Genomic DNA, 23,941 nt, shown 5'->3' with positions numbered 1-23,941 from the left:
CTAAGCATCCGGGCCCGGTAGCAGGAGGGTGAATGCCGTGGGGTCGGTGGCACTGACGGTGAGCCGTCCGCCCGCCGCCTCGGCCAGCTCCCGCGCGACCGCCAGGCCGATACCGCTGCCGAACCCGGTGGTGGTGCCCCGTTCGAAGGCGGCCCGCGAGGCGATGCGCAGAGCCCCTTCGTCCGTGACATCCACGGCGATCGCCCCGGTCGCTTCGCGCACGGTGATCAGCACGGTGCCCCGGCCGTGTCGCAGTGCGTTGTCGAGCAGGACGTCGAGGACCTGGTCGGTGGTGCGGCCGGGGAGACGAAGGGGGCCGGCCCCGGAGTGGACCGCGACATCCAGGCGCCGCCCCGCGTCGGCGAACGCGCCGTGCCAGCGGCGTTCAGCCCGCGCGCTGAGTTCGGCGGCGGTTTCATCGGGCGTGGGGACCAGCTCGCCGGAAGGTGCGCCGGCCAGGCGAAGGACTTCGTCAACGGTTCGCTGAAGATGCTGCGATCGTTCCAGGGCGTCCTCGAGTGCCTGCCGCAGGTCCGTGTCGGGGGACCGGGTCGCGTCCAGGGCGGTTTCGAGTCCGAGCTGCAGTCCTGCCAGTGGGTTGCGCAACTGGTGAGAGGCGTTGGCGCTGAAGTGCCGTTCGCGCTGCAGGAGCGTGGTCAGCCGCGCGACCATGGTGTCCTGGGCCGTGGCCAGCTGATCGATCTCCACAATGCCGCAGCGCCCCGCGCGCGCGGTGAGATCACCGTCGGCGACGGCCCGCGCCGTGGTGGACAAGGACTCCAGCGGTCGGCTGAGTGCCCGTGCCTGGCGCCGGGCGACAGCGATCGCTGCGCACAGGGCGAGAAGCACCACGCCCAGGAGCGCCAGCCAGGTCAGCAGGATGCGGTGCCATACCTCCGAGGTCGGGGTCGTGGCGCGGACGACGCCGATGACCTGTTCCGAGGTCGAGACAGGAACGGCGACGACCAGGTCACCTCCGGAACTCCCGCGCACCACCACTCCACGGGCCGCGCGCCGCGTCACGTCATCGGCCTGCGCGGAACCCGAGCCCGAGCGCAGCCGCATCGTGAGGTCGTACACGCCCAGCTTGCCCTCCGTTTCCGGTGCGGGCAGTTCCACCTCGTCACCGGCCGCGAACTGCGGTCCGACGCGGACGGCGGCGGCCAGCGCTGTCCTCTCCAGTTCCCCGCGCTCGTCGTCGAAGAAGGACCGCTGGATCACTACCGCCAGGGGGACGGCGAGCAGGACAAGGGCCACCAGGACCGCGGCGACGGCCACCCGGACCACATGCGCTCTCATATGCCCATCATGGGCGCCGGTGGCTGCTGCGGCCCGGTTGTGCGGGGGCGGGGGCGAGGTTTTGCCGTCGTCTAACCCTCATTGCGCCGGGGTTTTGCCGCCTGGTCCCTAGCGTCGTGGTCATCGCAGTCATCCCCCTGTGGAGGCCATCATGACCTTGCGAGGCTCCCTCACCGTCACGGCTGCCCTGTTGGCTGCGGTGGCGATCGCCGGATGCGGCGGCTCCGGCGGCGCCAAGGGCACGACCAGCGTACCCACGACCGCCGGCCCTTCCACCGCCTCCAGCCCCGCCGCCCCAGGCGCTTCCTCCGGCAGCCAGACACCGGCGCCGGTGGAGTCCAATCCGCCCGGTGACATCCCCGACAACCAGGCGTACGTCGCCTACGCCCCGGCTGGAGGCGGCTTCCAGGTCAAGGTGCCCGAGGGCTGGGCCCGCACCCGGACCAGCACGGTCACGGTCTTCACCGACAAACTCAACCGCATCGAGGTCTCGCAGAGCACCGCCCCGACCACCCCCACAGTGCAGGCGGCCGAGTCGGCGGTCGTGCCCCAGCTGGCCCGGGAGGTCCCCGCGTTCGCCCGGGGATCGGCCTCGCTGGTCTCCCGGCAGGCCGGTCAGGCCGTGCTGCTCACCTATCAGGGCAACTCCGCTCCCGACCCGGTGACCGGCAAGGTCAGCCGGGACGCCTTCGAGCGGTACGCCTTCCACCAGGGCAGCCGCGAGGTCGTCATCACGCTGTCCGGTCCCGTCAATGCCGACAACGTGGACCCGTGGCGTCTGGTCACCGATTCCTTCCGGTGGCAGTGATGAGCGGAACCGCGCCCGCCCCGGCCAAGGACGAGGACAAGGGAAAGGGCAAGGACGAGCCCCATGTCCTCGACGCGCGGGACCTCTACCGGTTCTTCCGCTCGGGGGAGGAGGAGACCCTCGCCTTGCGCGGGGTCAGCCTGCACGTCGGCCGAGGGGAGACGGTCGCCGTCGTGGGCCCCTCCGGATCGGGAAAATCCACCCTCCTGGCATGCCTGGCAGGGCTGGACGAGCCCGCCGGCGGGGTGGTGCATGTCGGCGGTGAGCGCATCAGCCACCGTCCGGAAGCCGAGCGGGCCCGGGCGCGGCTCCGCCGCATCGGCGTGCTGCTGCAGTCCGGCAACCTCATCGCGCACCTCAGTGTCCGCGACAACATTCGCCTCGTCCATATGGCAGCGGGACGCAGCCGAGGTCCGGCGCCGGACGCCGACCGCCTCCTCGAGCAGGTGGGCCTCAGCAGCCGGGCACGGGCACTGCCGCACGAACTGGCCGGCGGTGAACTGGCGCGTGCGGGACTGGCGGTCGCCCTGGCCAACGACCCGGACATCCTGCTCGCCGACGAGCCCACCGGTGAACTCGACGGACAGACCGAACAGCGGGTACTGGCCCTGCTCAGGGACCGTGCGAAGGACGGACGCGGGGTCCTCGTGGTCACCCACAGCCCCGAGGTCGTCAGGATCGCCGACCGGGTCATCGGTCTGCGCGACGGAAGGATCGAGTCATGAACGCGCCGACCGTGGCCCAAACCCCGGCCGCCACGGTACTGGTGAGCTGCCAGAACGTCGCCCGGACCTTCGGCAGGGGAGCGGGCGCCGTGGTCGCGGTGCACGGCACCTCCTGCCTGGTGCGCGCGCACGACCGGATCGCTGTCATGGGCCCCTCCGGGTCCGGGAAGTCCACGCTGCTCCATCTGATGGCCGGCCTGGAACGGCCGACCGGCGGCACGGTGACCTGGCCCGGCTTCACCATCGACGGTGGACTGCGCGCACGGGACATCGGGGTCGTCTTCCAGAGCCCGAGTCTGATCAACAACCTGGACGTGGCCGAGAACGCCGGTCTCCCGTTGGTCCTGGCCGGCAGGCCCGAGGGCGAGGCCCGGCGGCGGGCACTCGAAGCTCTCGACCTCGTGGGAGCCGGCGATCTGATGGGCAAGCTTCCCCAGGAACTCTCCGGCGGCCAGGCCCAACGGGTCGCCATCGCCCGTGTGCTGGCGCTGCGGCCCCGACTGATGCTGGCCGATGAACCCACCGGTCAGCTGGACCGCGTCACCGGCCGGCACATCGTCGACGTCCTGCTGGGCGTGGCCGACCGGATCGGCGCCGCACTGGTCGTCAGCACGCACGACCCCAGCGTCGGTGAGCGGTTCCCGGCGCGCTGGACCATGTCCGAAGGCCGGCTGACCGTTCCCTTCGACTCCGGTCCGCCGACCGCGGGCGACACCTGCCGGGGAGACACACCATGATCGTCACCTGGTCGGTCGGCCTGCTGCGGCGGCGTGGCGGCAGATTGCTGGTCACGGCGCTGGGCATCGCGCTGGCCGTGGCACTCATGTCCGCGCTGGGTTCGTTCCTCACCGCGTCGAAGTCGACCATGACGGCCCGCGCGGTCCACTCGGTCGCCGTCGACTGGCAGGTGGAGGTGCAGCCCGGCGCCGATCCCGCCACCGTACTCGGCACGGTCCGCGCCGCCGCGGGTGTACGGACCGCGCTGCTGGTCCGCTTCGCCCGCAGCACCGGCTTCCAGGCCACGGTCGCGGGTTCGGTACAGAGCACCGGCTCGGGGGTCCTGCTCGGTCTCCCGGAAGGCTACCGGTCCGCGTTCCCGCGCGAGATACGGCAGTTGACCGGAGCGGCCGACGGCGTGCTGCTGGCACAGCAGACGGCCGCGAACCTGCATGTGGCACCAGGCGACACGGTGCGCATCGGCCGGCCGGGCGCGAGCCCCGTGTCCGTCACGGTGGCCGGTGTCGTCGACCTGCCGCAGGCGGACTCGCTGTTCCAGAAGGTCGGTGCCCCGCCCCAGACGCAGCCCTCCGCGCCGCCCGACAACGTCATCCTGCTTCCGGCCGCCCTGTTCAGCACCCTGACGACCCCGGTGAAGGCCGTGGACCCGGCCGCCGTCACCACCCAGATCCATGTGTCCCGCGACGCGCGCCTGCCGCAGGACCCCGCCGCTGCGTACTCGGCGGTCACCAGTGCGGCGCACAACCTCGAAGCGCACCTGTCCGGCGGAGTACTCGTGGGCGACAACCTCGGCGCCTCCCTCGGCGCGGCCCGCCAGGACGCCGTCTACGCCCAGATCCTCTTCCTGTTCCTGGGCGCCCCCGGAGCCGTCCTGGCCGCCCTGCTGACCGCGGCACTGGCGGGTGCGGGAGCCGACCGCCGTCGCCGGGAGCAGGCACTGCTGCGCACCAGGGGGCTGCGCCCCCGTCAGGTGGCCAGGCTCGCCGCGGTGGAAGCGGGTGTGGTCGGTCTGGCCGGCGGCGCGGTTGGGATCGGAATTGCCGCGCTGACCGGGCGGCTGGCCTTCGGCACCGCGTCGTTCGGCGCCACCACCGCTTCGGCCGCCACGTGGTCCGCCCTCGCCCTGATCCTGGGACTCGTCATCGCAGCGGGCGCCGTGCTGCTGCCCGCTCTGCGGGATCTGCGGGCCGGCACCGTGGCCGAGGCGCGGCACACAGTCAGGCACGGCCGGAATGCACTGTGGATGCGGTGGGGTCTGGACGTCGTATTGCTGGTGGTCTCCCTCCTGATTTTCCGGGCGTCCAGCCGAAACAACTACGCGCTGGTACTGGCCCCGGAAGGCGTGGCCGCCATCTCGGTGTCCTACTGGGCCTTCCTGGGCCCGGCCCTGCTCTGGCTGGGCTCCTCGCTCCTGCTGTGGCGGCTGGCAACGATGGTTCTGGCTCACGGCCGCCGGCCGTTGGTCCGGCTGGTCAGGCCGCTGACGGGAACGCTGGCCGGGGCGGCCGCAGCGAGCATGTCGCGCCGGCACCGTCCGCTGGCGCGGTCCATGGTGCTGCTGGCGCTGGCGGTCTCGTTCGCAGCCTCCACCGCGACCTTCAACGCGACATACCGCCAGCAGTCGGAGATCGATGCCCAGCTGACCAACGGCGCGGACGTCACGGTCACACAGTCACCGGGTTCCACCACCGGACCCGGCGGCGCGAGCGCTCTGGCCTCGGTCGCCGGAGTGCGGCATGTCGAGCCGTTGCAGCACCGGTTCGCGTACATCGGATCCGATCTGCAGGACCTCTACGGAGTGCGGCCGTCCACGATCGCCTCTGCCACCTCCTTGCAGGACGCCTACTTCTCCGGCGGCAGTGCGCAGAGCTTGATGCAGCGGCTTGCCGCCCGGCCCGACTCCGTTCTGGTCAGCGACGAAACCGTGAAGGACTTCCAGCTCGCCCCCGGAGACCTGCTGAATCTGCGCCTGCAGGACAGTCGCACGCAGCAGTTCCGCACCGTGGCGTTCCACTACGCGGGCATCGTGAAGGAATTCCCGACCGCCCCCCGCGACAGCTTCTTCGTCGCGAACGCCGACTACATCGCCAAGGCCACCGGCAGTGACGCGGTCGGCGCCTTCCTGGTCGACACCGGCGGCACCCACCAGAGGGACGTGGCCGCGAAGCTGCGCAGCGAACTCGGCACCAGGGCGAGCGTCACAGACGTCACCCAGGCACGGACCGCAGTCGGCTCCAGCCTCACCTCGGTCGACCTCGCCGGACTGACCCGGATCGAACTCGCCTTCGCGATCGTGCTGGCCGCGGCGGCAGGCGGCATCGTGCTGGCTCTGGGCCTGGCGGAACGCCGCCGCACCTTCGCCATCGCCACGGTGCTCGGGGCCTCCAGACGACAGCTGCGAGGGTTGGTGCTCAGCGAAGCCGCCGCCCTACTCACCGGCGGAGTGCTCGGTGGCGCCGTCATCGCCTGGGCGTTGTCGCAGATGCTCGTCAAGGTACTGACCGGGGTCTTCGACCCGCCGCCCAGCACGGTGGCCGTGCCCTGGCAGTACCTGGGCCTGACCCTGCTGATCACCATGACCGCGCTGGCCGCCGCTGCCCTGGCCGCGGCCCGTGCCTCCCACCGGCCGGCTGTCGAGGAGCTGCGGGAACTCTGACGGCTCACCCGGCCGGCGGGGCAGGCGCCACGCTCTCCCTGGTGTCTGCCCTGCTCCTGCCTGCCCGACCCCTACGCTTCGGAGCATGCCCATGGCCACCGCATCCGACCGGCCCGCCGCTCTGGTGATCGAGGACGACGAGACCATCGGACGCCACCTGCACACCGGCCTGCTCGGTAACGGATACAGCGCCACCTGGTGCCGCACCGGGACTTCCGGGCTGAGCGCAGCGCACAAGGCTCTCCCCGACGTCGTCCTCCTGGACCTCGGCCTGCCCGACATGGACGGCATCGACGTCGCCCGCAGCCTCCGCGCGGACCACCCCGATCTGCTCATCGTCATCCTGACCGCCCGCTCCGACGAGATCGATGTCATCGCCGGCCTGGACGCGGGCGCTGATGACTACCTCGTCAAGCCCTTCAGCCTGACCGTTCTGCTCGCCCGGCTCCGCGCACACCTGCGCCGACGCCCCACCACAGCGCCGGAGGGCCCGGAGTCCCTCGTGATCGGTCCTTTGACCCTGGACATCGCCGCACGGCGCTGCCTGCTCAACGGAGTGGAAATCGTGCTGCGCGCGAAGGAGTTCGAACTCCTGGCCGTACTGGGCCGCAACCAGGGCGCGGCCGTGTCACGGGAGGACCTGATGGCGCAGGTGTGGGACGAGAACTGGTTCGGCCCCACGAAGACCCTGGACGTCACCATGGCCTCATTGCGACGTCGCCTGCACCATGCCGCTGCCACCGCCGCCGCCCCGACACGGCCGCTGGAGATCACCACGCTCCGAGGCCACGGCTACCGGCTCGAAAGACCGGAGGAGAGCCTGTAGCGCCCGGCCGACGGCGGCTGGGACGGACAGTCAGGTTCTGTTCAGGTGCGTCGTGCCAGCCTCGCGCCATGACGATCACGACGGAATGGTCCGGGGCTGCGCCCACGCGCCGCCAGATGTTGAACAAGGTGCCGGAGGTCACGATCTACTTCTGGGTCATCAAAGTGCTCTGCACCACCGTGGGCGAAACGGCAGCGGACTTCCTGAACAGCAATCTCGACCTCGGCCTGACCAACACGACCTACATCATGGCCGGCCTGCTGATCATCACGCTGTTCTTCCAGTTCATGGCGAAGAAGTACGTGCCCGCGGTCTACTGGATGGCGGTCGTTCTGATCAGCGTGGTCGGCACGCTGGTCACCGACAACCTCACGGACAACTTCGGCGTTCCCCTCGCGACCACCGCGATCCTGTTCGCCGTCGCGCTGGCCGCCACCTTCGTGATCTGGTTCGCGAGTGAGAAGACGCTGTCCATCCACAGCATCGTCACCGTACGGCGTGAGGCCTTCTACTGGGCGGCCATCCTGTTCACGTTCGCCCTGGGTACCGCCGCGGGCGATCTCACCGCGGAGCAGCTGGGCCTGGGCTACTGGGTGTCGACGGTCGTGTTCGGGGCGCTGATCGCTCTTGTCGCACTGGCGCACACCGGCATCAAGCTGAACGCTGTGGTGGCCTTCTGGATCGCCTATATCCTGACCCGCCCCCTCGGCGCCTCACTGGGCGACTACCTCTCGCAGCCCGATGACGAGGGCGGCCTCGGCCTGGGGACGGTCGGGACCAGCGCGCTCTTCCTCGTGACGATCTCGGCTCTCGTCGCCTTCCTGTCCTTCACCCGTAAGGATCAGACGGATGCCGGAGCCGCCGAACCCGTCGCGCGCGACCTCGTCCGGGGTGCCTCCGAGGGCGGGTGATACTGACCCCGTGGCTGTTCACACCCCTTCCCACCGCGACGCGCCGTCCGAACGCCGGGCCGAGCCGGCCGAAGAACCCGGCGCGCGGTCCGGCCCGGCCGTGCGCAGGACGCGGCCCCTGGTGCTGGTCGTCGAGGACGATCACGCGCTGAGGGACGTGCTGGCCCGAGGCCTCCGCGAGGAGGACTTCGAAGTGGTGACCGCCGCCGACGGCCGCAGCGCACTGCGAACCCTTGCCGCCACCGGCCACGCGGACGCCGTTGTGCTGGATGTCGGCCTGCCGGACTCCGACGGACGCGACGTGTGCCAGGCCATGCGGGCCCGCGGCCTGGTCGCACCGGTGCTGTTCCTGACCGCGCGCGACGGACTGACCGACCGACTGTCGGGCTTCTCCGCGGGAGGCGACGACTACCTCTCCAAGCCGTTCCACATGAGCGAGCTCGCCGCGCGACTGCGGGCGGCCGTGCGGCGCACCGGAAGCGAACGTGTGGTGCACGGCGCCGGGGTCCGACTCGACCCGGCACGGCATCTGCTCGAGGTGCGCGACCGCACCGCATCCCTGACACCCACCGAATTCCGTCTCCTGGCCTGCCTGATGGCCGAGCCCGGCGCGGTGGTGCGACGGCGGACCCTGATCCGCACGGGATGGCCCGACGGCGCCAGCGTCAGCGACAACACGCTCGACCAGTTCCTGGCGCGGCTGCGCCGTAAATTGCGGGAAGTGGACGCGGTCGAGGGCATCGACACCGTCCGCGGAGTCGGATACCGGTTCGCATGAGACGCTTCACGCGCCGCCCGGCCACCTTGCGCGGCCGGCTCGCACTGCTTGCTCTGGCCAGCACCGCCATATGGGTGGCGCTGCTCACCGCCGCGTTCAATGTGGTGCTCGACGCGCGGCTGCGCGCGCAGGCCGATGATCTGCTGCGTACGCGTGCGGCCGCCGTCGCCGCCACCGTCGAAGTGCGGTCCAACGGCTCACTCACCGTCCATGAACCGTCCGACGACCATGTCCTGGACACCGGAATCTGGATCTACCAGGGCCGGCGCGTCGTGGAAGGACCGCCGCCGCCCGGCGGCCCGCAGGCCTGGGCCGACCGGCTCGCCGGCGGGGAAGGGTTCGCGGACGAGTCGTCCGGCTCCGCTCCGTTCCGACTGTACGCACTGCCGATCCGGGACCGGGGTCGCCAGGTTGGCACGGTTGTCGCAGCGGTGGAAGTCACTCCGTACCGGCATACGGCCGAGACCGCGCTCATTGGGTCGATCGGTCTGGCGGTGCTGCTACTCGGGGGTGTCTACCCGGTGACCCGTGCGGTCGTGGCCCGGGCACTACGCCCAGTCGGCGTCATGAGCCGGCAGGCGGCACGGTGGAGCGGGGAGGACGCCGGTCACCGCTTCGGAGCAGAGCGACGCCCGGCGGAACTGGCCGACCTGGCGGGGACACTCGACGCACTCCTGGACCGGCTGGCCGCGGTGCTCCGGCATGAGCAGCAGTTGACCGGTGAGATGTCACACGAACTGCGCACCCCGCTGGCCGCTCTCACCGCCGAGATCGAATGGCTGCAAGCCAGGCCGCGCGGCGCCGAGGAGCAGGAGACCGCGCACCGGGCCATCGCGTCCGGGGCAGCCCGCATGCGCGGCATCGTCGAAACGCTGCTCACTGAAGCGCGCACCCGCGGCTCCGAGACATCCGGACGGTGTTCACTGCGGGAGACGATCGAGGAAGTTGCGCGCCACAGCGCCGAAGCCCACCCCCAGGATCCACCCGTGGTGGTACGAACCGGCATCGACGGGGAGCAGCCCACTGTGGGCGTCTCCGCTCCGCTCCTGGAACGGATCCTGGTGCCACTGCTGGACAACGCCCGCCGGTACGCGGTGCGGTGCGTAGCGATCGAGTATGCGGCCGTTCCCGGACGGAACGTGGAGGTCACGGTCTCCGACGATGGCCCCGGGATTCCGGCCGGCCTGTGGGGGGGCCGTCTTCGAACCGGGATTCAGGGCCGATCCCGCCAGCAGGCACGACGGAGCCGGCCTGGGCCTGCCACTCGCACGCCGCCTGGCGCGAGCGGCAGGCGGTGAGATCACGGTGTCTCCTGCCGATACCGGCGCCCGCTTCGTGGTCTCACTTCCCGCCGGATAGCGTGCGGCTCGGGGCAGCCGAGGGGTGTCAGGGCACTGCCCCTCCTCATACTGGCGCCGGAGTCGACGACTGCGCCGAACCAGGGAGAAGGCCATCCTGGAGGCTTTCGCCCACCACTGCGTGATCAAGCCCGCGCGTGGCGGCACGTTGATCCTCTGTGCCCGATGATGGCTATGCGTGATCCTGTCCACCAGCCCTGCAGGCACGACGATTTCGGCCTGTTCTGGACAGTGTTCGTCCTGACCCGTCCGCTCGGTGCGACTGCGGGTGACTACCTGAGCGAGCTGGAATCCGAAGGCGGCCTCGGGTACGGCACGGTCGGCTCCTCCATCGTCCTTGCGTCGGTCCTATCGGGTTAGTACGGGGCGCAGCCGGCTGGTGCGGAGTCGTTCGACGACCGGGGCGCCGTAGCGACGGCCGAGGAGGACGGTCGGGGCGGCAATGGCGGTGCCGACCAGGGCGGCGGTGATGACGTCGTGGGGGTAGTGGGCGCCGACGTAGACGCGGGAAGCGGCCATCAGCACGGCGAGGACGAGAGCCAATGCGCCGAGGCGCCGGTGGATGAGCAGCAGCGCGGTGGCGGCGGCGAAGGCGACGGTGGTGTGGTTGCTGGGGAAGGCGTAGTCGTTCAGCGGTGGGCAGGCTTCGACGAGGAAGTCGTGCGGCAGGGCGCGGCAGGGGCGCGGTTCGACGAAGACTTCCTTGATGCCGGAGTTGACGACGTAGGCGAGGACGACGGCGATGCCGCCCGCCAGCGACGCGGCCATCGCGGCGGCATCGGCACGGCGGGCCATCCACCAACCGGCGAGCAGGGCCACGACGAACAACGCCGCTCCGTAGCTGGTGAAGGCCAGCATCGGGGCGTTGAGCCAGTGGGTGTCGCGGGCGAAGTCGGTGACGGTGGTGTACCAGCCGCCGTCGATGGCTGCGCCGTCCAGGGCCTGGAACGAGGTTGCGGTCACGAGGATGCCTTTGCGCTGGGGAGGCGGGCGCCGGGGCTGCTCGCCAGGCGCGGGAGGGCATGGCACACTCGGGGGCGCCAGCAGCTTCTACAGTCACGTAGACGTTCTACGCGACTGTAGATGATGAACGGAAGGTAGCCAAATCATGAACGACGACGGCGCGGCGACCCCGGCAGCCGGACGGCGCCCCAACGGCGCTCTGGAGGCCGAGGTGCTGGCGATCCTGCAGGCCGCCGAGGAGGCGCTGACCCCCGCGCAGGCGGCTGAGCGCCTGGGCGGCGGACTGTCGTACAGCACGGTGGTGACGATCCTCTCCCGGCTGCACGCCAAGGGCGTCCTGGAGCGCGCCCCTCGCGGCCGGGCCTACGCCTACGCCCCCGTGACCGATGCACCGGGCCTGGCCGCACGCCAGATGCACCAGGTCCTGGGGAGCAAACCGGATCGAGAGAAGGTCCTGACCCGGTTCGTCGATGATCTGTCCGCCGACGACGAGCAGTTGCTGCGCCGCTTGCTCGGCGCCGAACTCGACCCCGGCCAGTAGGGACCGCCCCCGGATGCGCCTCGCCGTCTATCTGCCGCTGCTCTTCCCTGCCTTGGCCGCACTCGCTGTCCGGCCGCTGACGGAGCGGCTGGAACCGCGACTGGCCACCTGGATCCTCGCCGTCGGAGCGGTCGTCCTGGCCCTCGGCAGCACCACGGTCCTCGGGCTGCTCGTACTGGCCGCAGTGGTCCGGATCCCGCCTGTCGCCGCCTTGGGCGGGTACTCGCTCCAGGTGATGCAACGCCACGATCCCACCACCCGGGCGGTTGGGCTGCTCGCCGCCGTACTCCTCGGCGCCGCGGCGACGGCTGCGACCCGCATGGTGTGGCGGCGCGTGCGGGCATTGTTCAACGCGGCCCTGGAAGCGGCCTGCTTTCCCGGCACGAACCGATTGGTCGTCCTCGACGAACCGGCCGCCGACGCCTTCGCCATGCCCGGGCTGCCCGGCCGCATCGTTGTTTCCACCGGCATGCTCACCGCCTTGGACGACGGCGAGCGCGCAGTCCTGCTCGCCCACGAATGCGCCCATCTACGCGGCCACCACTACCTGTTCACCGCTGCCGTTCAGTTGGCAGCCGCAGCCAATCCACTGCTGCGCCCGGCAGTCACGGCTGTGACCTACACGGTGGAGCGGTGGGCCGACGAACACGCCGCCAGGGTGATCGGCGACCGCCGTCGCGTCGCCCGCACCGTGGGTAAGGCAGCCCTGGCAGCCCGGAGCGGTGCGAGCCGCAGCCGCTTGCCGGGCGCGGCGCTGGGACTGCTCGGCCGGGACCGCAAGCGGACCGCCGCTGGACCGGTGCCCCGCCGCGTTGCCGCCCTGCTCGCCCCTGCCCCGCGCAATCGGGCTGTGGTGCTGCTGGGCGTTGTGGCGGTGCTGGCGGCAACGGCGTTGTGCACGCTGGAGGCGGCCCAGGATCTGCACGAATTGCTGGAACTGGCCAAGGGTGGTTGACCCGGGGCCGGGAATCCGGTCAACGGCATCAAGAACGCAGACCGCTCCGGTCCAGTGGGTTGGGGCGGGTCTTCAGCGGCTTGTGGGCGGCCTGGCGGCGAGCCATGTGGGTTCCTTGGAGGTCGTCGGTGTCGGGGGTTGTCGATGCCGGGTGTTCAGGAGGCGGGGTCGAGGAGGGAGTCGAAGGCGGTGGGGAGTGTCTTCCACGCCTCGGGTCCTGAGGCGTATTCGGCGTCGGTGAGCAGGCAGGACTCCAGGAGTTGTTCCAGGCCGTGCCGGTCGAGGCCGGGGGAGGTGAAGACGAGGTGCTGGCAGCAGTCACCGCCCCCCGCCCCGCCGCACGACCGCCCTGGCCGCCGAGTCGGCAATCGACGGCGCGAAGACCGACTGCTGGAAGTAACGTCGTCGGAGGGCTTCCCGCTCCTGGGATCTTGTGATTTGCCCTGGTCAGGGAGCATGCTCAAGAGGCCCACCCGTACACCCGCACATTCTGCACCAGCGCTGAGTCTGTTCCGTGATGGTCCACCATCCGGAAGGGTTTGTACGGCCGTGTTTCCGTGCAGCCCTCTTCGCCCTTCTCTCACATGTGTCTCACGGATGGGGTGTCATGGAGCTGAAGTAGTCATCATGGCGGCGCCTGTGGAACGAGACATGACCCGACTGGAGGAGTGGGGCGCGCTCGCTGACGGTGCCGCTGCGGTGGCCAGCCCCAGGGGAGGAGGGGCCGGTCACCGCAGCTCCATCGTGCGGTCAGTTCGGTGGAGTTCCGGTGTCACCGCCGACCGGAGCCGATGGTCCCCGCGGACCTACTGCTGTCCGTCGCCACCATCCGCGCCGGTTGTGGCGCCGGTGGTGGAGCCAGCACCCGCATCAGTGCCGTTCGCGTCACCGGAACCAGCACCCGCATCAGTGCCGTTCGCGTCACCCGTACCCGCACCCGCACTTGAACCCGCACTGGCGTCGTTGCCGTTGGTGTCACCGCCACCAGTAGCGTTGCCGGAACCAGCACTCGCGCCGGTGCCGTTCGCGTTGTCGCCACCGGTGGCGTTCCCGTTCGCGTCACCACCACCGGCCGCGCTGCCGCTGCCACCGGCGTCGCCCGCTCCGATGACGGCTCCGGTGGCCGCGAGCGCGGCCGTGACCGGCTGGAAGAAGGTCTCGCCGCCCTGCTGGCAGTCACCGCTGCCGCCCGAGGTCAGCCCCACGGCCGCGTCGCCGGCGAACATCGGGCCTCCGCTGTCACCGGGCTCCGCGCACACGTCGGTCTGGATGAGTCCGTTGACGATGTCGCCGTTGCCGTAGTTGACCGTGGCGTTGAGACCGGTCACGGTGCCGTCCTTGAGACCCGTTCTGCTGCCGGATCGCTGCACCTTCATGCCCACGGCCGCGTCCGCGGCCTGGGTGATCTGCTGGGTGCTGCCGTTGTGGAGGTCGACCGCGCTGGACGGCTTCGTGGTCGGGTCGTCGTACGTCACCAGGGCGAAGTCGGTTTTGGGGAACCGGGAGTCCGCGACGGTGCCCAGCGGCTGACTACCTGCCTGATCGGCCGCCCAGGTCTTCGATTCGTTGCCGCAGTGGCCTGCTGTGATGAAGGCGGGCGCTCCCTGCACGGTGACGTTGAATCCCAGTGAGCACTGCGCTCGGCCACCGAAGATGGCGGAGCCGCCGATAGCTTCCGTCGCGGTGTTCGCGCCGCCCGCCTGGCCTCCCGCCCCTCCCGCCCCTCCCGCCGCCGGGGAGCCACCGCCGGCCGCTGGGGGGTTGCCTCCGGCCGAGCCTTGGCGGCGACCGCCCGCGTCGTAGAGTGTGAACTCGCCCGAAGTCCGTTTGACGCTCACCAGACCGGCCAGCCGGTCCGTGGCCCGTGTCAGGGTGGCCATCTTCGTGCCGGTCACCGTCTGGTCGGCGAGGACCACGATCTGGTTGGTCTTCGGGTCGATGGACCAGGCGGTGCCGGGTATCGAGGCGGTGTCGCTCAAGGTGCGAACGCCGTCGCGCAGTGCGGGCATGGTGTTCCGCACGACCTTGGCGATGGCCCCCTGGGACTGGACCCGCCGGGCGTCGTCGTTGCTCAGTACGTTCACGACCAGGTGGCTGGTGGGGGTGTCCAGGTACCAGCCCGCTGTCCTGCCGCCGAGGTCCGTGTCGAGGGATGCCGCGAGCATCGCGGCCGACTGCGAGGAGAACGTCTCAGGGGGTTGTGGCGTGTTGGTACTCGCGTTGGCGTGGGGAAGCAGGATCGCCACCCCTGCGACAACTGCCGCCACGGCGCCGGTGATGGCGCCGGTCCGCTTGTTCACATGTCGGTGGCTCAACTCAAGGACCTCCAGCTGGATCACGCGGGAAGCACACGGGCGTCCGCCCTGGCGTTTCCTTCAACACCTGTGCACGCTTGCCACCCAGTGGTACGTCGCTGCGTGTGGGTCGGCCTCACGGCCACTCAAACTGTGATGAATTCCGGCACATGCCACAGTGAGCACCTACCCTCCGCCGATTCGTTTCGCGCGCGGAAGAGTTGACCGGCGTTCGTGATCGTTTCGCCGGGCCTCCCGGTCCCCGGAGCAGGGCGGGACGCCGCGACGCTTCCGACGGTGTGAGCGGGCGGCAAGCGTCCACGGGAGCCACCGCCGTGGGCCGCGTCGGGGCGGGTTCGTTGTGACCCGGACGGCCGGTTCCATCGGATGGGGGTTCAACCGCCCTCTCCCGGCGGAACGCCCGGCCACGGAGCCGATCGCTGTGGGACCGCCGGGTACGGAGTTGATGCCGCCGTTGTCGGCGGGGGTCAGCCCCAGCCGGGGGAAGCGATTGAGGAAGTGGTAGCCCACAACCAAGCGCACCGGTGAGTTGTTCGAGTTCCCGTCGATGTACGGCCGGCCGCCCGCGGTTTTCAGGGCCACCACCAGGGCTCAGGACGCCGGCACACCCGCGGACACGGCGTTCCGTCCGGGAGTTCGCCATTGCGGTGTCGCGGTGAGGCGCCGAAGGCTGGAACGTCGCGGTGGCGCTCCGGGTCATCGCGTCGACTGCGGACGCGCACACTCCTTTACGGCGTGGCGGCGGCCCAGCGGCTCGGCCTGTGCGGGCATGTCCGTTGCCGGGATATCGGCGATCATTGTCCGGTGGGGCGGGAGGAGAGGGGCGGGCGGAACTGGGGGCCGTAATTCCCCGGGGTACCGGGGATACCGATCTCCATCAATGCGACGGCTGGGGTCTCCAGCCCCCGCATGGCGTGGACGGCCGCGCGCAGGGCGCTGGGGTCGCCGCCATCCCACGCTGTTTCGAGAGTGTCGAGCACGGCGTGGTAAGTGGTGTCGAAGTGGTCGAGGAGTCGCCGGACCGGCACTGACGCGTGGGGCCAGCCGCCGGCTGGGACCGTGGCCATGGGACGGGTGTCGGGGAAGGGCACGGGCGCGCCGGTGAACTGCCTGCTTCCGCCGACCTTGAGCAGCCGCCGTCCGTGGTAGATCTCACCGAAGGCGTAGTAGTGCGCCGGGTGGTCGTCGCCGAAGGACTCATCCGGGGAGGTGATCGTGCCCTCGCCCTGCTCCTTGATGACTTCGAGGCAGCGTTCGACGTCATCGAGGTTCTCGACCGGCTTCAGCACGGCGGAGCCGATGTGTTCGGACAGCTGCCCCCGCGCCGACAGTTCCGGTGCCGCCTGTCGGAACGCCTGCTGCAGGGTGGAGTAGAAGTCAGCAACGCTCGGCGAGGTGGCCCTGCTGCGGGTGAGCGGAGCGTCGGGGGCCTCAATCGCCATCATCACGTCGTGGACGACGGACTTGGTGAGGCCCGACAAATAGACGTTCACTCCGGCGCGCACGCCGCCGGGTAGCGGGCCGGGGTAGGTGGGGGCGGCGTCGCTGATCCGGGGCCGCCCGCCCACAGCCACCAGGAGGTTGCAGACCACTCCCAGGTGGTACATCTCGTCGCCGACGATCCGCCGGATCAGACGCGCGACCTCGCTGCCGCGGTCCTTGACCGACCACCAGCCGCACAGATACGGCGGGATAGTGGAGAGTTCGAGTTCCACCGCAACCTGAAGGGCCTGCCTGAGCCAGCCGACGTCGCGGCCGATGGCGGGAACAGCCATCAGACGCGCGACAGACCCGAACGGTGCGGCCTGCGGCGGCCCGGCCGCGCGCGCGGCTGCGGCGGGCCCGGCCAGCGAGACCGGCGCGGCCGCCAGGGCTGCCGCCGCCACGAAACTCCTGCGCTTGAACGGGGAAGCCTCCGGTTTGTCCGGGTCGCTCGTTGTACCTGTCACCGTGGTCTCCGCTCGTCGCGGTGGGCCCCGCCTGCTCCTGGGGCTCCTCGGGTCTTCCGAAGGTTCGCGAAGCTAGCAGCGGTTGTCCCCGTTCCCGAGGTGCGGGATCCGCGCGGTGCAATTGCCACCCGTTCGGCCCAGACGAGGCGAAGCGGCACCCTTGCGGGGGAGGTCCGCAGCAACCCCTTGCGAACCCGCGGGCTGGGGGTGCGCGGGCCCTATCGTCGGGCCTGCCCGGCCGCACCACGTATCTGAGGCCGCGGGCGCACCGTCTGCTCTCCGACGGACCAGACCTCCGGACCAACCCCGCTCGCACGGGAGGAATGTTCGCGGCCCGCTCCCGCTCGGTGGCAGCGGCGGACTACCTCCGCTCGCGCGGGAAGAACGGTTCCGCAGCGGTGGCCAGTGCCGGACCGTCGGACCACCCCCGCGCAGGGGTGTTTTGGCGATGCTGCTGAGGCGCGGCCGGCCACCGGCTTGTTGAAGGGTGCGGTTGGCGCGGAGGAGCGCGTTGATGCCGGTGGATTCGGTGTGAAGGTGAGGTGGGGGAGGCCGGGTGAGCAGCGGTCGTTCCGGGGCCGGCCCCGGAACACCGGGACGTCCGGGGCCGCATCGCTGTCACCGCTGGAACGGGCTCGGCTCCCAGGCTTGTCCGCCGATCGGGTGGACGTACAGCGGCCGGCCCTTCACCGCGCTGATGCGGAACGGCGTGCCGTGGCCGAGGTCGACGGGGAGCGTCCCCTTCCGGTCACCGCTGGACCACTCCAGCTCCAGGTACCAGGACACGTCGTGGGCGGTGGTCCGGGCGGTGATCTCGATGACCTCCGGGTCGCCCTCGCTCACCTTCAGCGGCAGGCCGGTGCTGCCCTCGGTCACGACCGGCCGCGGGCGGGCCGCGTCGAGATCGAGGTCGTAGGAATGGACGTCGACTCCGCCGCCGCAGCCCTCGCCCATGGAATAGGCGTTCCAGGCGAGGGGAGCCGCGCTCCGGGCGACCCGGACGTTGAGGCCCGACAGCACCACGGTGTCCCTGCTCGTGCCCTGCACGACGATCTCGATCGACAGGTAGGGGCCGGGAACCGCGCCGAGCCGGGAGACCCAGCCCGCCACGTCCGGCACCTGGGGCGGTCGGGGGACTTCGGACGGCGGGCGGTCGACCAGGTACTGATCGCACGGGGTGTCCCACCCGGAAGGCTTGACCGAAACCTTGATCGGAGCGCTCGTGTCCGTCCCGCCGCTCGGCCCCGGCGAGCCCGCGCCCGGGCCCGCGCCGGCGGAGGCGAGCGCGGGCGAGGACGACGACGAGTCGAGGCCCCCCGCGGCCGGAGATCCGGAGGACGACCCGCCGGCCGTGGCCCGCCCAGGATCGGTGTCACTGCCGGTGGCCGACTCCAGCCCCGTAGCGACCGCCCCGATGGTGGCCAGCACCACGGCGACCGCCGCCGCGGCCAGGATCCCCCGGTGGCGGACCCGCCACCGCGGCGGCACCGCCCGGGGGACAGGGTCCGGTTCGGCGCGGGCGGCGGGGACAGGTCCGGCCTCGTCACCTCTCCCGTCCGGTGTCGCCTGCGCCTCCGGCCCCGCCTGTGCCTCCGCCCGTGCCTCCGTCGGACCCGTCGCCCCCGTCGCCCCCGTCGCCTCCGTCGGACCCGTCGGACGTGACGGTTCGGACCCGGATGACGTCCTGGTCCCCCGCACCGCGCGGACGACGACCCACAGCCGATACAGCTCGACGAGCTCTTGCGGCGTCGCCCTGCACAGCCGCGCGAGGTGGTCCAGCGGGGCGAACTCCGTCGGCACCACGTCGCCGGTGCAGTAGCGGTGGAGCGTCGAGGTGCTCAGATGCAGCCTCTTCGCCAGCGCGCCGTAACTGAGTCCCGACCGGCTCTTCAGCTCCCCGAGGAGCCGCGCGATCTCGTCCCGCTCCCTCAACTCCCCGAACTCCTCTGGCACCGTTCCTCCACCCCGCTCTTGCGTCCCGCAATGATCGCGCCCCGCCGTCCCCGGCCGACATCGGCGGTCGGGTTCGGCGGTCGGGTTCGGCGCTGTCGCGTCCCGCTGCGGCCGGACCACCGTGAAGCGATCTCCGGGGCAGAAGCACGCCCGCTCACGCTCCCGCGGTTCCCGCCGCCGGGCACGCCGTTCCTGCGTCCCATTCACGCGTCCCAGGAAGGTTACGTCTTCCCAGCTCAAAGGAGGTAAAGGCGTCCCTGCGTCCCAGATCGGACGCCGGCCGTTGCTGCTGGGACGAAGCGGCCGACAAGCTTTCGGTGATCACCGAGAAGGAGCAACAACAGTGAGCACTGTTCAGGCGGCCCGGCGCGCGATACGTACCGGCGACCGATTCCACCGCGGCGCGGTGGCGCTGACGATGGGCGGCATCCTGCTGATGACCGCGGCCTGCGCCAACCCGCACGCCGAGGGCGCCGAGGCCTCCCGTGCGACGGACACGGCTGCCGCAGGCGGCCCGGCCGCCACGACCACAGGCGGGGCTGTGCCGAAGACGTCGGCCGCGGTGTTGGACGTCGAGCCGAAGGACGGCGCCCAGGGCGTCGCCCCGAACGCGCTTCGGGTGTCGGTCTCCCACGGGAGGCTCACCACCGTGGACGTGACCGACAAGAACGGCAAGCCCGTGCCCGGCTCGCTCACCCCGGACGGCACCGGCTGGAAGCCCGCCGCCGCGCTCGCACCCGGCACGGCGTACACGGTGAACGCCCAGGCGACGGACGCCGACGGCCTCGTGGCCGCAGCCACCACCGCGTTCACCACACGCACGCCCGGCAGGCAGGTCTCCACCAACGACAACATCGGCGACGGCCGGACCTACGGCGTGGGCATGATCGTCAAGGTGGAGTTCAGCAAGAAGATCGTGAACAAGGACGCCGTCGCCAAGGGCATCACCTTCGCGACCGACAACGGCACCGAGGTGAAGGGCCACTGGTTCGGCGACGACCGGCTGGACTTCCGCCCGGCCGAGTACTGGAAGCCGGGCACCAAGGTCACCATCCACTACCGGCTGAAGAACGTCGAGGTCTCACCGGGCGTCTACGGCGACGTGGACAAGGACGAGCCGTTCACCATCGGCCGGTCGCAGGTGTCCACCGCGAACGCCGCCACGCACCAGCTCACGATCGTCCGGGACGGCAAGGCCACCACCGTGCCCGCCACGCTCGGCGACGAGAAGCACCCGTCGTGGAGCGGCACGATGGTGATCATGTCCAAGGAGAAGGTCACCCACATGAACTCCCGGACCGTCGGACTCGGCGACGAGTACGACATCCCCGCCGTCCCGCACGCGATGCGGCTGACCAGCAGCGGCACCTACCTCCACGGCAACTACTGGTACAAGGGCGACCCGTTCGGCAAGGCCAACACCAGCCACGGCTGCGTCTCGCTCAAGGACGTGGAGGGTGGCAGCGACAACTCCGTCGCGGGCGCGTTCTTCAACAGCTCGCTGATCGGCGACGTGGTCAAGGTCGTGCACTCGAAGGAGAAGGCGGTCGCCCCCGACAACGGGCTCGGCGGCTGGAACCTCCCCTGGGCGAACTGGTAGACCCGCCTGCCCGCCTGCCCGCCTGCCCGCCTGCCCGCCTGCCCGCCTGCCCGCCTGCCCGCCTGCTGGCCCGCTCGACCGCTCGATCGCACCGCCCGTGACGGTCAGTCGTGGTCGCCGGCGAAGGGTCCCTCGTCGACGAAGCGGCGCAGGAGGCGGGCGAAGGTGCGGGCGTCGGCCTGCGGCCAGCTGGCGAGTGAGTCCTCGATGGCGTCCGCGAGTCGCTGCCGGGTGACGGCCACGACGGCGCGGCCGTCGTCGGTGAGGGTGAGCAGGGTGGCGCGGCTGTCGTCCGGGTCCGGGTGGCGCTCGAGGAGGCCGGACCGCTCCAGGCGGTCGGCGCGCCGGCTGACGGTGGTGCGGTCCAGTCCGACCTCGCGGCCGAGGTCGGCGGCGCTACACGGGCCGGTGCGGGCCAGGCCGCTGAGGACCGGGTAGGTGAGGTCGTCAACCTCCTCCTCCAGACCGTCGGTGAGGCGGGTATGGAGACGGGTGCGGGTGCTGCGCCGCAGGAGCAGCCCGAGGGTCTGGGCGATGTCGTCGCCGGTCGTGTTCGTCACCGCTTCAGAATAGCGTGCGCGAAGCACGCTTTCCCTGTACAGTCATAAGCGTGCTCAAAGCACGCATCTCTCGTGCATCTCTTGTGCTCGCCTTGCGGGCCGCTACCACCACACCGGAGGAAATCCCATGAACCGCACCGACATCCGCGCCGCCCTCACCGACCTGCTCCTCACCCCGGGCCTGGATCTGGACGAGGCCGCCGAGCGGCACTTCGCCCCCGACTACCGCCAGCGCACCGACGGCAGCTGGGCGGATCGCACCGAGTTCCTCGCCCATATCGCCCACCTGCGCACGGTCGTGGCCGGCGGCTCGGTCGAGGTCCACGACGAACTCGCGGACGGCGACCGGTACGCCGACCGCCACACCATGGAGGTCGTGAAGACGGACGGCTCCACGGTCCGCATGGAGGTCTACGTGTTCGGCGAGTTCGCGCCCGACGGCCGCTTCCGCCGGATCGAGGAGACCACCTTGCTGCTCGCAGGCTCCGAGGCCGACCGCGACCTCGGCAGCGCCCGCTGACCCCCTCGTGCCGACCCTCGTCGTGCCGATCCCCGTCGTGCCGATCCCCGCCGTGTCGATCCCCGTCGTGTCGATCCCCGGCGTCGGAAGGCTCAGACGCCGACCGCAACCCCGCCCCCGCCGCCCCCGCCCGGCCCTGCTCATTCCCTCACCTTCAAGGACACTGTCATGAAGCAGTTGCTGTTCCCGGACAACACCCAGTTCTGGTACGAGACCCTGCGGTCGATGAGTCACATCGCTTATGGCGGCGCTGATTTCGGTGAGGTGGTCTCGACGTGTGAGCGCATCGTTGAGGGTGATTACGACAGTTGGCACACGGAGTGGCTCGCGACGGCGGACCGGGTGGCCGGCGAGGCGCGGATGGCGCTGGAGGCCGGTCACCCGGTCAGTGCGCGGGACGGGTTCTTGCGGGCGTCGAACTATTACCGGTCGGCTGAGTTCTTCCTGCACGGTCACCCGTGCGACCCGCGCCATGACCATGCCTACGACCGCAGCGTGGCCTGTTTCCAGGCGGCCGCCGCGCTGTCCACCCCGCGGATCGAGCCGGTCCGTATCCCGTACGAGGACACCACGCTGCCCGGCTACCTCTACCGGGCCGACACCACTGGCGCACCTCGGCCGACGCTGATCATGCACTCCGGTTTCGACGGCACCGCCGAGGAGCTCCACTTCAGCGGTGCGCTGGCGGCCGTGGAGCGCGGCTACACGGTGCTGACCTTCGACGGCCCAGGACAGCCCGGACCGCGCCACCGCGAAGGGCTGGTCTTCCGCCCCGACTGGGAGAACGTCATCACCCCCGTGATCGACTTCGCCGAGACTCTTCCCGAGGTCGACGCCAGCCGTATCGCGCTGCTGGGCTCCAGCATGGGCGGTGTGCTCGCCCCCCGGGCGGCGGCCTTCGAACACCGCCTGGCCGCGCTGATAGCCGTGGACGGTGTCTATGACCTCGGCCAGATCTCCGTCCGCAACATCCCCGGCGACCGCGCCGCGGCCGAACGTCTCCTGCGCGCGGACTCGGCCCCTGAACTCGACGCGGGCTTCGAGCAGCTCATGGCCCAGGACGCCACCGCCCGCTGGGCGATCAACCACGGCATGTACGTCATGGGCGTCGACACCCCCCGCGCCTTCAGCGCCTCCTACCTCGACTACACCCTTCACCACGGCATCGCCGAACAGATCCGGTGCCCCACCCTGGTCTGCGACGCCGCCGACGACGAATTCTTCAAGGGCCAGCCCGAGCAGCTCTACCACCACCTGACCTGCCCCAAAACCCTCATGGTCTTCACCGCCGAAGAAGGCGCCGGCGCGCACTGCCACCCCGGCGCCATGCGCCTGTCCCTCGCCCGCATCTACGACTGGCTCGACGACACCCTCACGACGTGAGCGGCGGTCGCCGGATGGCCCTCCCGGTCGGCCCAGACCGCCCGGTGGGCCCAGACCGCCCGGTGGGCCGCCGCCGGACGTCGGCGGTGCTGCCGCCGTCCGGAGCCGGCACCGCGAGCGGATGAAACCCAGTAGCCCGAAGCTCGGTCGTGTACCCAAGGTCATGGAGCCAGACGGCTGCCTTCAGAAGGTCTCGCTCCTCCTCAGGCACGGCTGCCGCGATCCGTCGGGCGCGCTTCGCTACCGTCTGCGTGCGTAGCCAGCGGTTCCCCAACGGAGGCAGGAGGGGCCCCAGCAAGTTCGGCGGCGTCGATTGGACTGCCCACACGTAAGAGCAGCATGCAGGCCACGGTGGCTCAGTGCCTCGTTCCGGCTCCTCGCGCGACTCTGAGCCGGTCAGAACCGGAAAGTCATAGCCGATCCAATGGGAAACGTCATCAGCTTGTATGCCGCCGCCGCGTCAGCGGGTGGTGGGCAGGTCACCTGTGACCAGAGGCCAGTGGGTGGTGCAGAAGTCGCAGCCACAGGTAACGAGGGAGTTCGCGCGGCAGTGGGCGGCCGGCCAGAAGCGGGACGCACAGGGGCTCGGGTCGAGTGGTGTGCCGTCGCCGGGCACTGTCCGGTCGCACCAGGTGCATTGGGCCGTCGCATGGACACCGGCCTGCTGCAGCCGCCGTACTGCATCGGTGGCCGCGTCGAACGGGATGTCCTCCAAAACCGTCGCGGGCGCACTCTTCAAAAGGAGTTTGCTGTGCCACGGACTCAGCCCGGCCAGTGCCATGACCGCGCGCAGAGCATCTTGTCCACCGTTGCCCGATTCGGTCAGCCACACAGTGAACGACGGATCCTCCACGGACACATCTCCTTCAGCGACGGGGCACTCGATTCAAGGTAACTCGACATCTCGCCGGATAGGGCATGCGTCCTGTGGATTTCGGACGAACGCCGGGGAGCGATGTCCCCTCGTCGTCGGTGATCTTTGACGCCGCAGCGACCGCGGGGACGGACTCTCTCCACCAGATCAAGGCAACTCGCTCCGCTCGCCGCCGCCCTCAACTGTTCCGGTTCAGGTACTGGAGGAACAAGGAAACATAGGTCCGATC

Annotated in this window: 22 protein-coding genes and 1 pseudogene; 15 read left to right on the top strand and 8 right to left on the bottom strand. The window is 70.6% G+C overall.

The features are described from left to right. Positions 1 to 1,299, bottom strand: coding sequence for a HAMP domain-containing sensor histidine kinase (locus tag G3I60_RS08670; protein ID WP_203672445.1), 1,299 nt, complete (start codon positions 1,297 to 1,299; stop codon positions 1 to 3). A 151-nt stretch (positions 1,300 to 1,450) separates the two neighbouring features. Here G3I60_RS08670 and G3I60_RS08665 point away from each other — a divergent pair, with 151 nt between their 5' ends. The 10 genes from G3I60_RS08665 (at position 1,451) to G3I60_RS08625 (ending at position 10,459) form a co-directional block, all read left to right on the top strand. Further along, a complete protein-coding gene (locus tag G3I60_RS08665; RefSeq protein ID WP_164293036.1) occupies positions 1,451 to 2,107 on the top strand; it encodes a hypothetical protein in 657 nt (218 codons plus the stop codon). Beyond that, positions 2,107 to 2,832: an ABC transporter ATP-binding protein gene (locus G3I60_RS08660; protein WP_138352766.1), complete on the top strand. Its 726-nt coding sequence runs from the start codon at positions 2,107 to 2,109 to the stop codon at positions 2,830 to 2,832. Before G3I60_RS08665 ends, G3I60_RS08660 begins: the two co-directional genes overlap by 1 nt. Then, positions 2,829 to 3,569, top strand: coding sequence for an ABC transporter ATP-binding protein (locus G3I60_RS08655; RefSeq protein ID WP_164293035.1), 741 nt, complete (start codon positions 2,829 to 2,831; stop codon positions 3,567 to 3,569). The genes G3I60_RS08660 and G3I60_RS08655 overlap by 4 nt, the downstream gene beginning before the upstream one ends. Next, positions 3,566 to 6,226, top strand: a complete 2,661-nt coding sequence (locus tag G3I60_RS08650; RefSeq protein WP_164293034.1) for an ABC transporter permease — start codon at positions 3,566 to 3,568, stop codon at positions 6,224 to 6,226. Before G3I60_RS08655 ends, G3I60_RS08650 begins: the two co-directional genes overlap by 4 nt. A gap of 85 nt (positions 6,227 to 6,311) precedes the next feature. After that, positions 6,312 to 7,052: a response regulator transcription factor gene (locus G3I60_RS08645; protein WP_164293033.1), complete on the top strand. Its 741-nt coding sequence runs from the start codon at positions 6,312 to 6,314 to the stop codon at positions 7,050 to 7,052. Positions 7,053 to 7,120: 68 nt separating this feature from the next. Next, the gene (locus G3I60_RS08640) at positions 7,121 to 7,963 is read left to right on the top strand and encodes a hypothetical protein (RefSeq protein ID WP_203672444.1); all 843 of its coding nucleotides are present in this window, start codon (positions 7,121 to 7,123) and stop codon (positions 7,961 to 7,963) included. A 100-nt stretch (positions 7,964 to 8,063) separates the two neighbouring features. Further along, positions 8,064 to 8,741 carry a response regulator transcription factor gene (locus G3I60_RS08635; protein WP_138352852.1) on the top strand — a complete coding sequence of 226 codons (678 nt, stop codon included), beginning with the start codon at positions 8,064 to 8,066 and terminating at the stop codon, positions 8,739 to 8,741. Continuing rightward, positions 8,738 to 10,039: a HAMP domain-containing sensor histidine kinase gene (locus G3I60_RS08630; RefSeq protein ID WP_239069629.1), complete on the top strand. Its 1,302-nt coding sequence runs from the start codon at positions 8,738 to 8,740 to the stop codon at positions 10,037 to 10,039. Before G3I60_RS08635 ends, G3I60_RS08630 begins: the two co-directional genes overlap by 4 nt. Then, entirely contained in the window at positions 9,993 to 10,100 is a 108-nt protein-coding gene (locus G3I60_RS46730) for an ATP-binding protein (protein WP_343241931.1), read from the top strand. Before G3I60_RS08630 ends, G3I60_RS46730 begins: the two co-directional genes overlap by 47 nt. 164 nt (positions 10,101 to 10,264) lie before the next feature. Beyond that, positions 10,265 to 10,459, top strand: a complete 195-nt coding sequence (locus G3I60_RS08625; RefSeq protein ID WP_164293031.1) for a hypothetical protein — start codon at positions 10,265 to 10,267, stop codon at positions 10,457 to 10,459. Here the strand turns inward: G3I60_RS08625 and G3I60_RS08620 are convergent. Then, entirely contained in the window at positions 10,448 to 11,062 is a 615-nt protein-coding gene (locus G3I60_RS08620) for a phosphatase PAP2 family protein (protein WP_307811579.1), read from the bottom strand. The two genes, G3I60_RS08625 and G3I60_RS08620, sit on opposite strands and share 12 nt — an antisense overlap. A 145-nt stretch (positions 11,063 to 11,207) precedes the next feature. Here G3I60_RS08620 and G3I60_RS08615 point away from each other — a divergent pair, with 145 nt between their 5' ends. Together G3I60_RS08615 and G3I60_RS08610 are read left to right on the top strand one after the other, a co-directional pair. Further along, entirely contained in the window at positions 11,208 to 11,603 is a 396-nt protein-coding gene (locus G3I60_RS08615; protein ID WP_164293030.1) for a BlaI/MecI/CopY family transcriptional regulator, read from the top strand. 13 nt (positions 11,604 to 11,616) lie between these two features. Continuing rightward, positions 11,617 to 12,558, top strand: coding sequence for a M56 family metallopeptidase (locus G3I60_RS08610; RefSeq protein WP_164293029.1), 942 nt, complete (start codon positions 11,617 to 11,619; stop codon positions 12,556 to 12,558). Positions 12,559 to 12,713: 155 nt separating this feature from the next. On the opposite strand, the pseudogene G3I60_RS08605 reads toward G3I60_RS08610, so the two are convergent. The 4 genes and pseudogenes from G3I60_RS08605 to G3I60_RS08590 form a co-directional block, all read right to left on the bottom strand. Beyond that, positions 12,714 to 12,881, bottom strand: a pseudogene (locus tag G3I60_RS08605) (cobalamin biosynthesis protein CobW); the annotation flags it as partial. A gap of 483 nt (positions 12,882 to 13,364) precedes the next feature. Beyond that, positions 13,365 to 14,897 (bottom strand): S1 family peptidase, encoded by a 1,533-nt coding sequence (locus G3I60_RS08600; protein ID WP_343240846.1) that lies wholly within the window; start codon positions 14,895 to 14,897, stop codon positions 13,365 to 13,367. 770 nt (positions 14,898 to 15,667) lie between these two features. Then, positions 15,668 to 16,822 (bottom strand): ferritin-like protein, encoded by a 1,155-nt coding sequence (locus tag G3I60_RS08595; RefSeq protein WP_343240845.1) that lies wholly within the window; start codon positions 16,820 to 16,822, stop codon positions 15,668 to 15,670. Between the two features lie 618 nt (positions 16,823 to 17,440). Continuing rightward, positions 17,441 to 18,775 carry a helix-turn-helix domain-containing protein gene (locus G3I60_RS08590; protein WP_343240844.1) on the bottom strand — a complete coding sequence of 445 codons (1,335 nt, stop codon included), beginning with the start codon at positions 18,773 to 18,775 and terminating at the stop codon, positions 17,441 to 17,443. A gap of 343 nt (positions 18,776 to 19,118) precedes the next feature. Between G3I60_RS08590 and G3I60_RS08585 the strand changes: the two genes are divergently transcribed. Beyond that, positions 19,119 to 20,375, top strand: coding sequence for an Ig-like domain-containing protein (locus G3I60_RS08585; RefSeq protein ID WP_343240843.1), 1,257 nt, complete (start codon positions 19,119 to 19,121; stop codon positions 20,373 to 20,375). Between the two features lie 104 nt (positions 20,376 to 20,479). On the opposite strand, the gene G3I60_RS08580 is transcribed toward G3I60_RS08585, so the two are convergent. Then, positions 20,480 to 20,935 (bottom strand): MarR family transcriptional regulator, encoded by a 456-nt coding sequence (locus G3I60_RS08580; protein WP_164293028.1) that lies wholly within the window; start codon positions 20,933 to 20,935, stop codon positions 20,480 to 20,482. Between the two features lie 127 nt (positions 20,936 to 21,062). On the opposite strand from G3I60_RS08580, the gene G3I60_RS08575 reads away from it, so the two are divergent. Further along, on the top strand, positions 21,063 to 21,455 hold the full coding sequence (locus G3I60_RS08575) for a nuclear transport factor 2 family protein (RefSeq protein ID WP_138352787.1): 393 nt from the start codon (positions 21,063 to 21,065) through the stop codon (positions 21,453 to 21,455). 168 nt (positions 21,456 to 21,623) lie between these two features. Beyond that, positions 21,624 to 22,838 carry a S9 family peptidase gene (locus G3I60_RS08570; protein WP_164293027.1) on the top strand — a complete coding sequence of 405 codons (1,215 nt, stop codon included), beginning with the start codon at positions 21,624 to 21,626 and terminating at the stop codon, positions 22,836 to 22,838. Between the two features lie 460 nt (positions 22,839 to 23,298). Here the strand turns inward: G3I60_RS08570 and G3I60_RS08565 are convergent, their stop codons facing one another. After that, a complete protein-coding gene (locus G3I60_RS08565; protein ID WP_164293026.1) occupies positions 23,299 to 23,691 on the bottom strand; it encodes a hypothetical protein in 393 nt (130 codons plus the stop codon). Positions 23,692 to 23,941 lie beyond the last annotated feature (250 nt).

It is taken from the genome of Streptomyces sp. SID13666, from assembly GCF_010548325.1.
Lineage (GTDB): Bacteria > Actinomycetota > Actinomycetes > Streptomycetales > Streptomycetaceae > Actinacidiphila > Actinacidiphila fildesensis.
This window is presented reverse-complemented; position numbering and strand designations above follow the sequence as displayed.

Coding starts and splice junctions, on each gene's coding strand:
- G3I60_RS08670 (WP_203672445.1), bottom strand. CDS start 1,299: ATGAGAGCGCATGTGGTCCGGGTGGCCGTCGCCGCGGTCCTGGTGGCC.
- G3I60_RS08665 (WP_164293036.1), top strand. CDS start 1,451: ATGACCTTGCGAGGCTCCCTCACCGTCACGGCTGCCCTGTTGGCTGCG.
- G3I60_RS08660 (WP_138352766.1), top strand. CDS start 2,107: ATGAGCGGAACCGCGCCCGCCCCGGCCAAGGACGAGGACAAGGGAAAG.
- G3I60_RS08655 (WP_164293035.1), top strand. CDS start 2,829: ATGAACGCGCCGACCGTGGCCCAAACCCCGGCCGCCACGGTACTGGTG.
- G3I60_RS08650 (WP_164293034.1), top strand. CDS start 3,566: ATGATCGTCACCTGGTCGGTCGGCCTGCTGCGGCGGCGTGGCGGCAGA.
- G3I60_RS08645 (WP_164293033.1), top strand. CDS start 6,312: ATGCCCATGGCCACCGCATCCGACCGGCCCGCCGCTCTGGTGATCGAG.
- G3I60_RS08640 (WP_203672444.1), top strand. CDS start 7,121: ATGACGATCACGACGGAATGGTCCGGGGCTGCGCCCACGCGCCGCCAG.
- G3I60_RS08630 (WP_239069629.1), top strand. CDS start 8,738: ATGAGACGCTTCACGCGCCGCCCGGCCACCTTGCGCGGCCGGCTCGCA.
- G3I60_RS08625 (WP_164293031.1), top strand. CDS start 10,265: ATGATGGCTATGCGTGATCCTGTCCACCAGCCCTGCAGGCACGACGAT.
- G3I60_RS08615 (WP_164293030.1), top strand. CDS start 11,208: ATGAACGACGACGGCGCGGCGACCCCGGCAGCCGGACGGCGCCCCAAC.
- G3I60_RS08610 (WP_164293029.1), top strand. CDS start 11,617: ATGCGCCTCGCCGTCTATCTGCCGCTGCTCTTCCCTGCCTTGGCCGCA.
- G3I60_RS08575 (WP_138352787.1), top strand. CDS start 21,063: ATGAACCGCACCGACATCCGCGCCGCCCTCACCGACCTGCTCCTCACC.
- G3I60_RS08570 (WP_164293027.1), top strand. CDS start 21,624: ATGAAGCAGTTGCTGTTCCCGGACAACACCCAGTTCTGGTACGAGACC.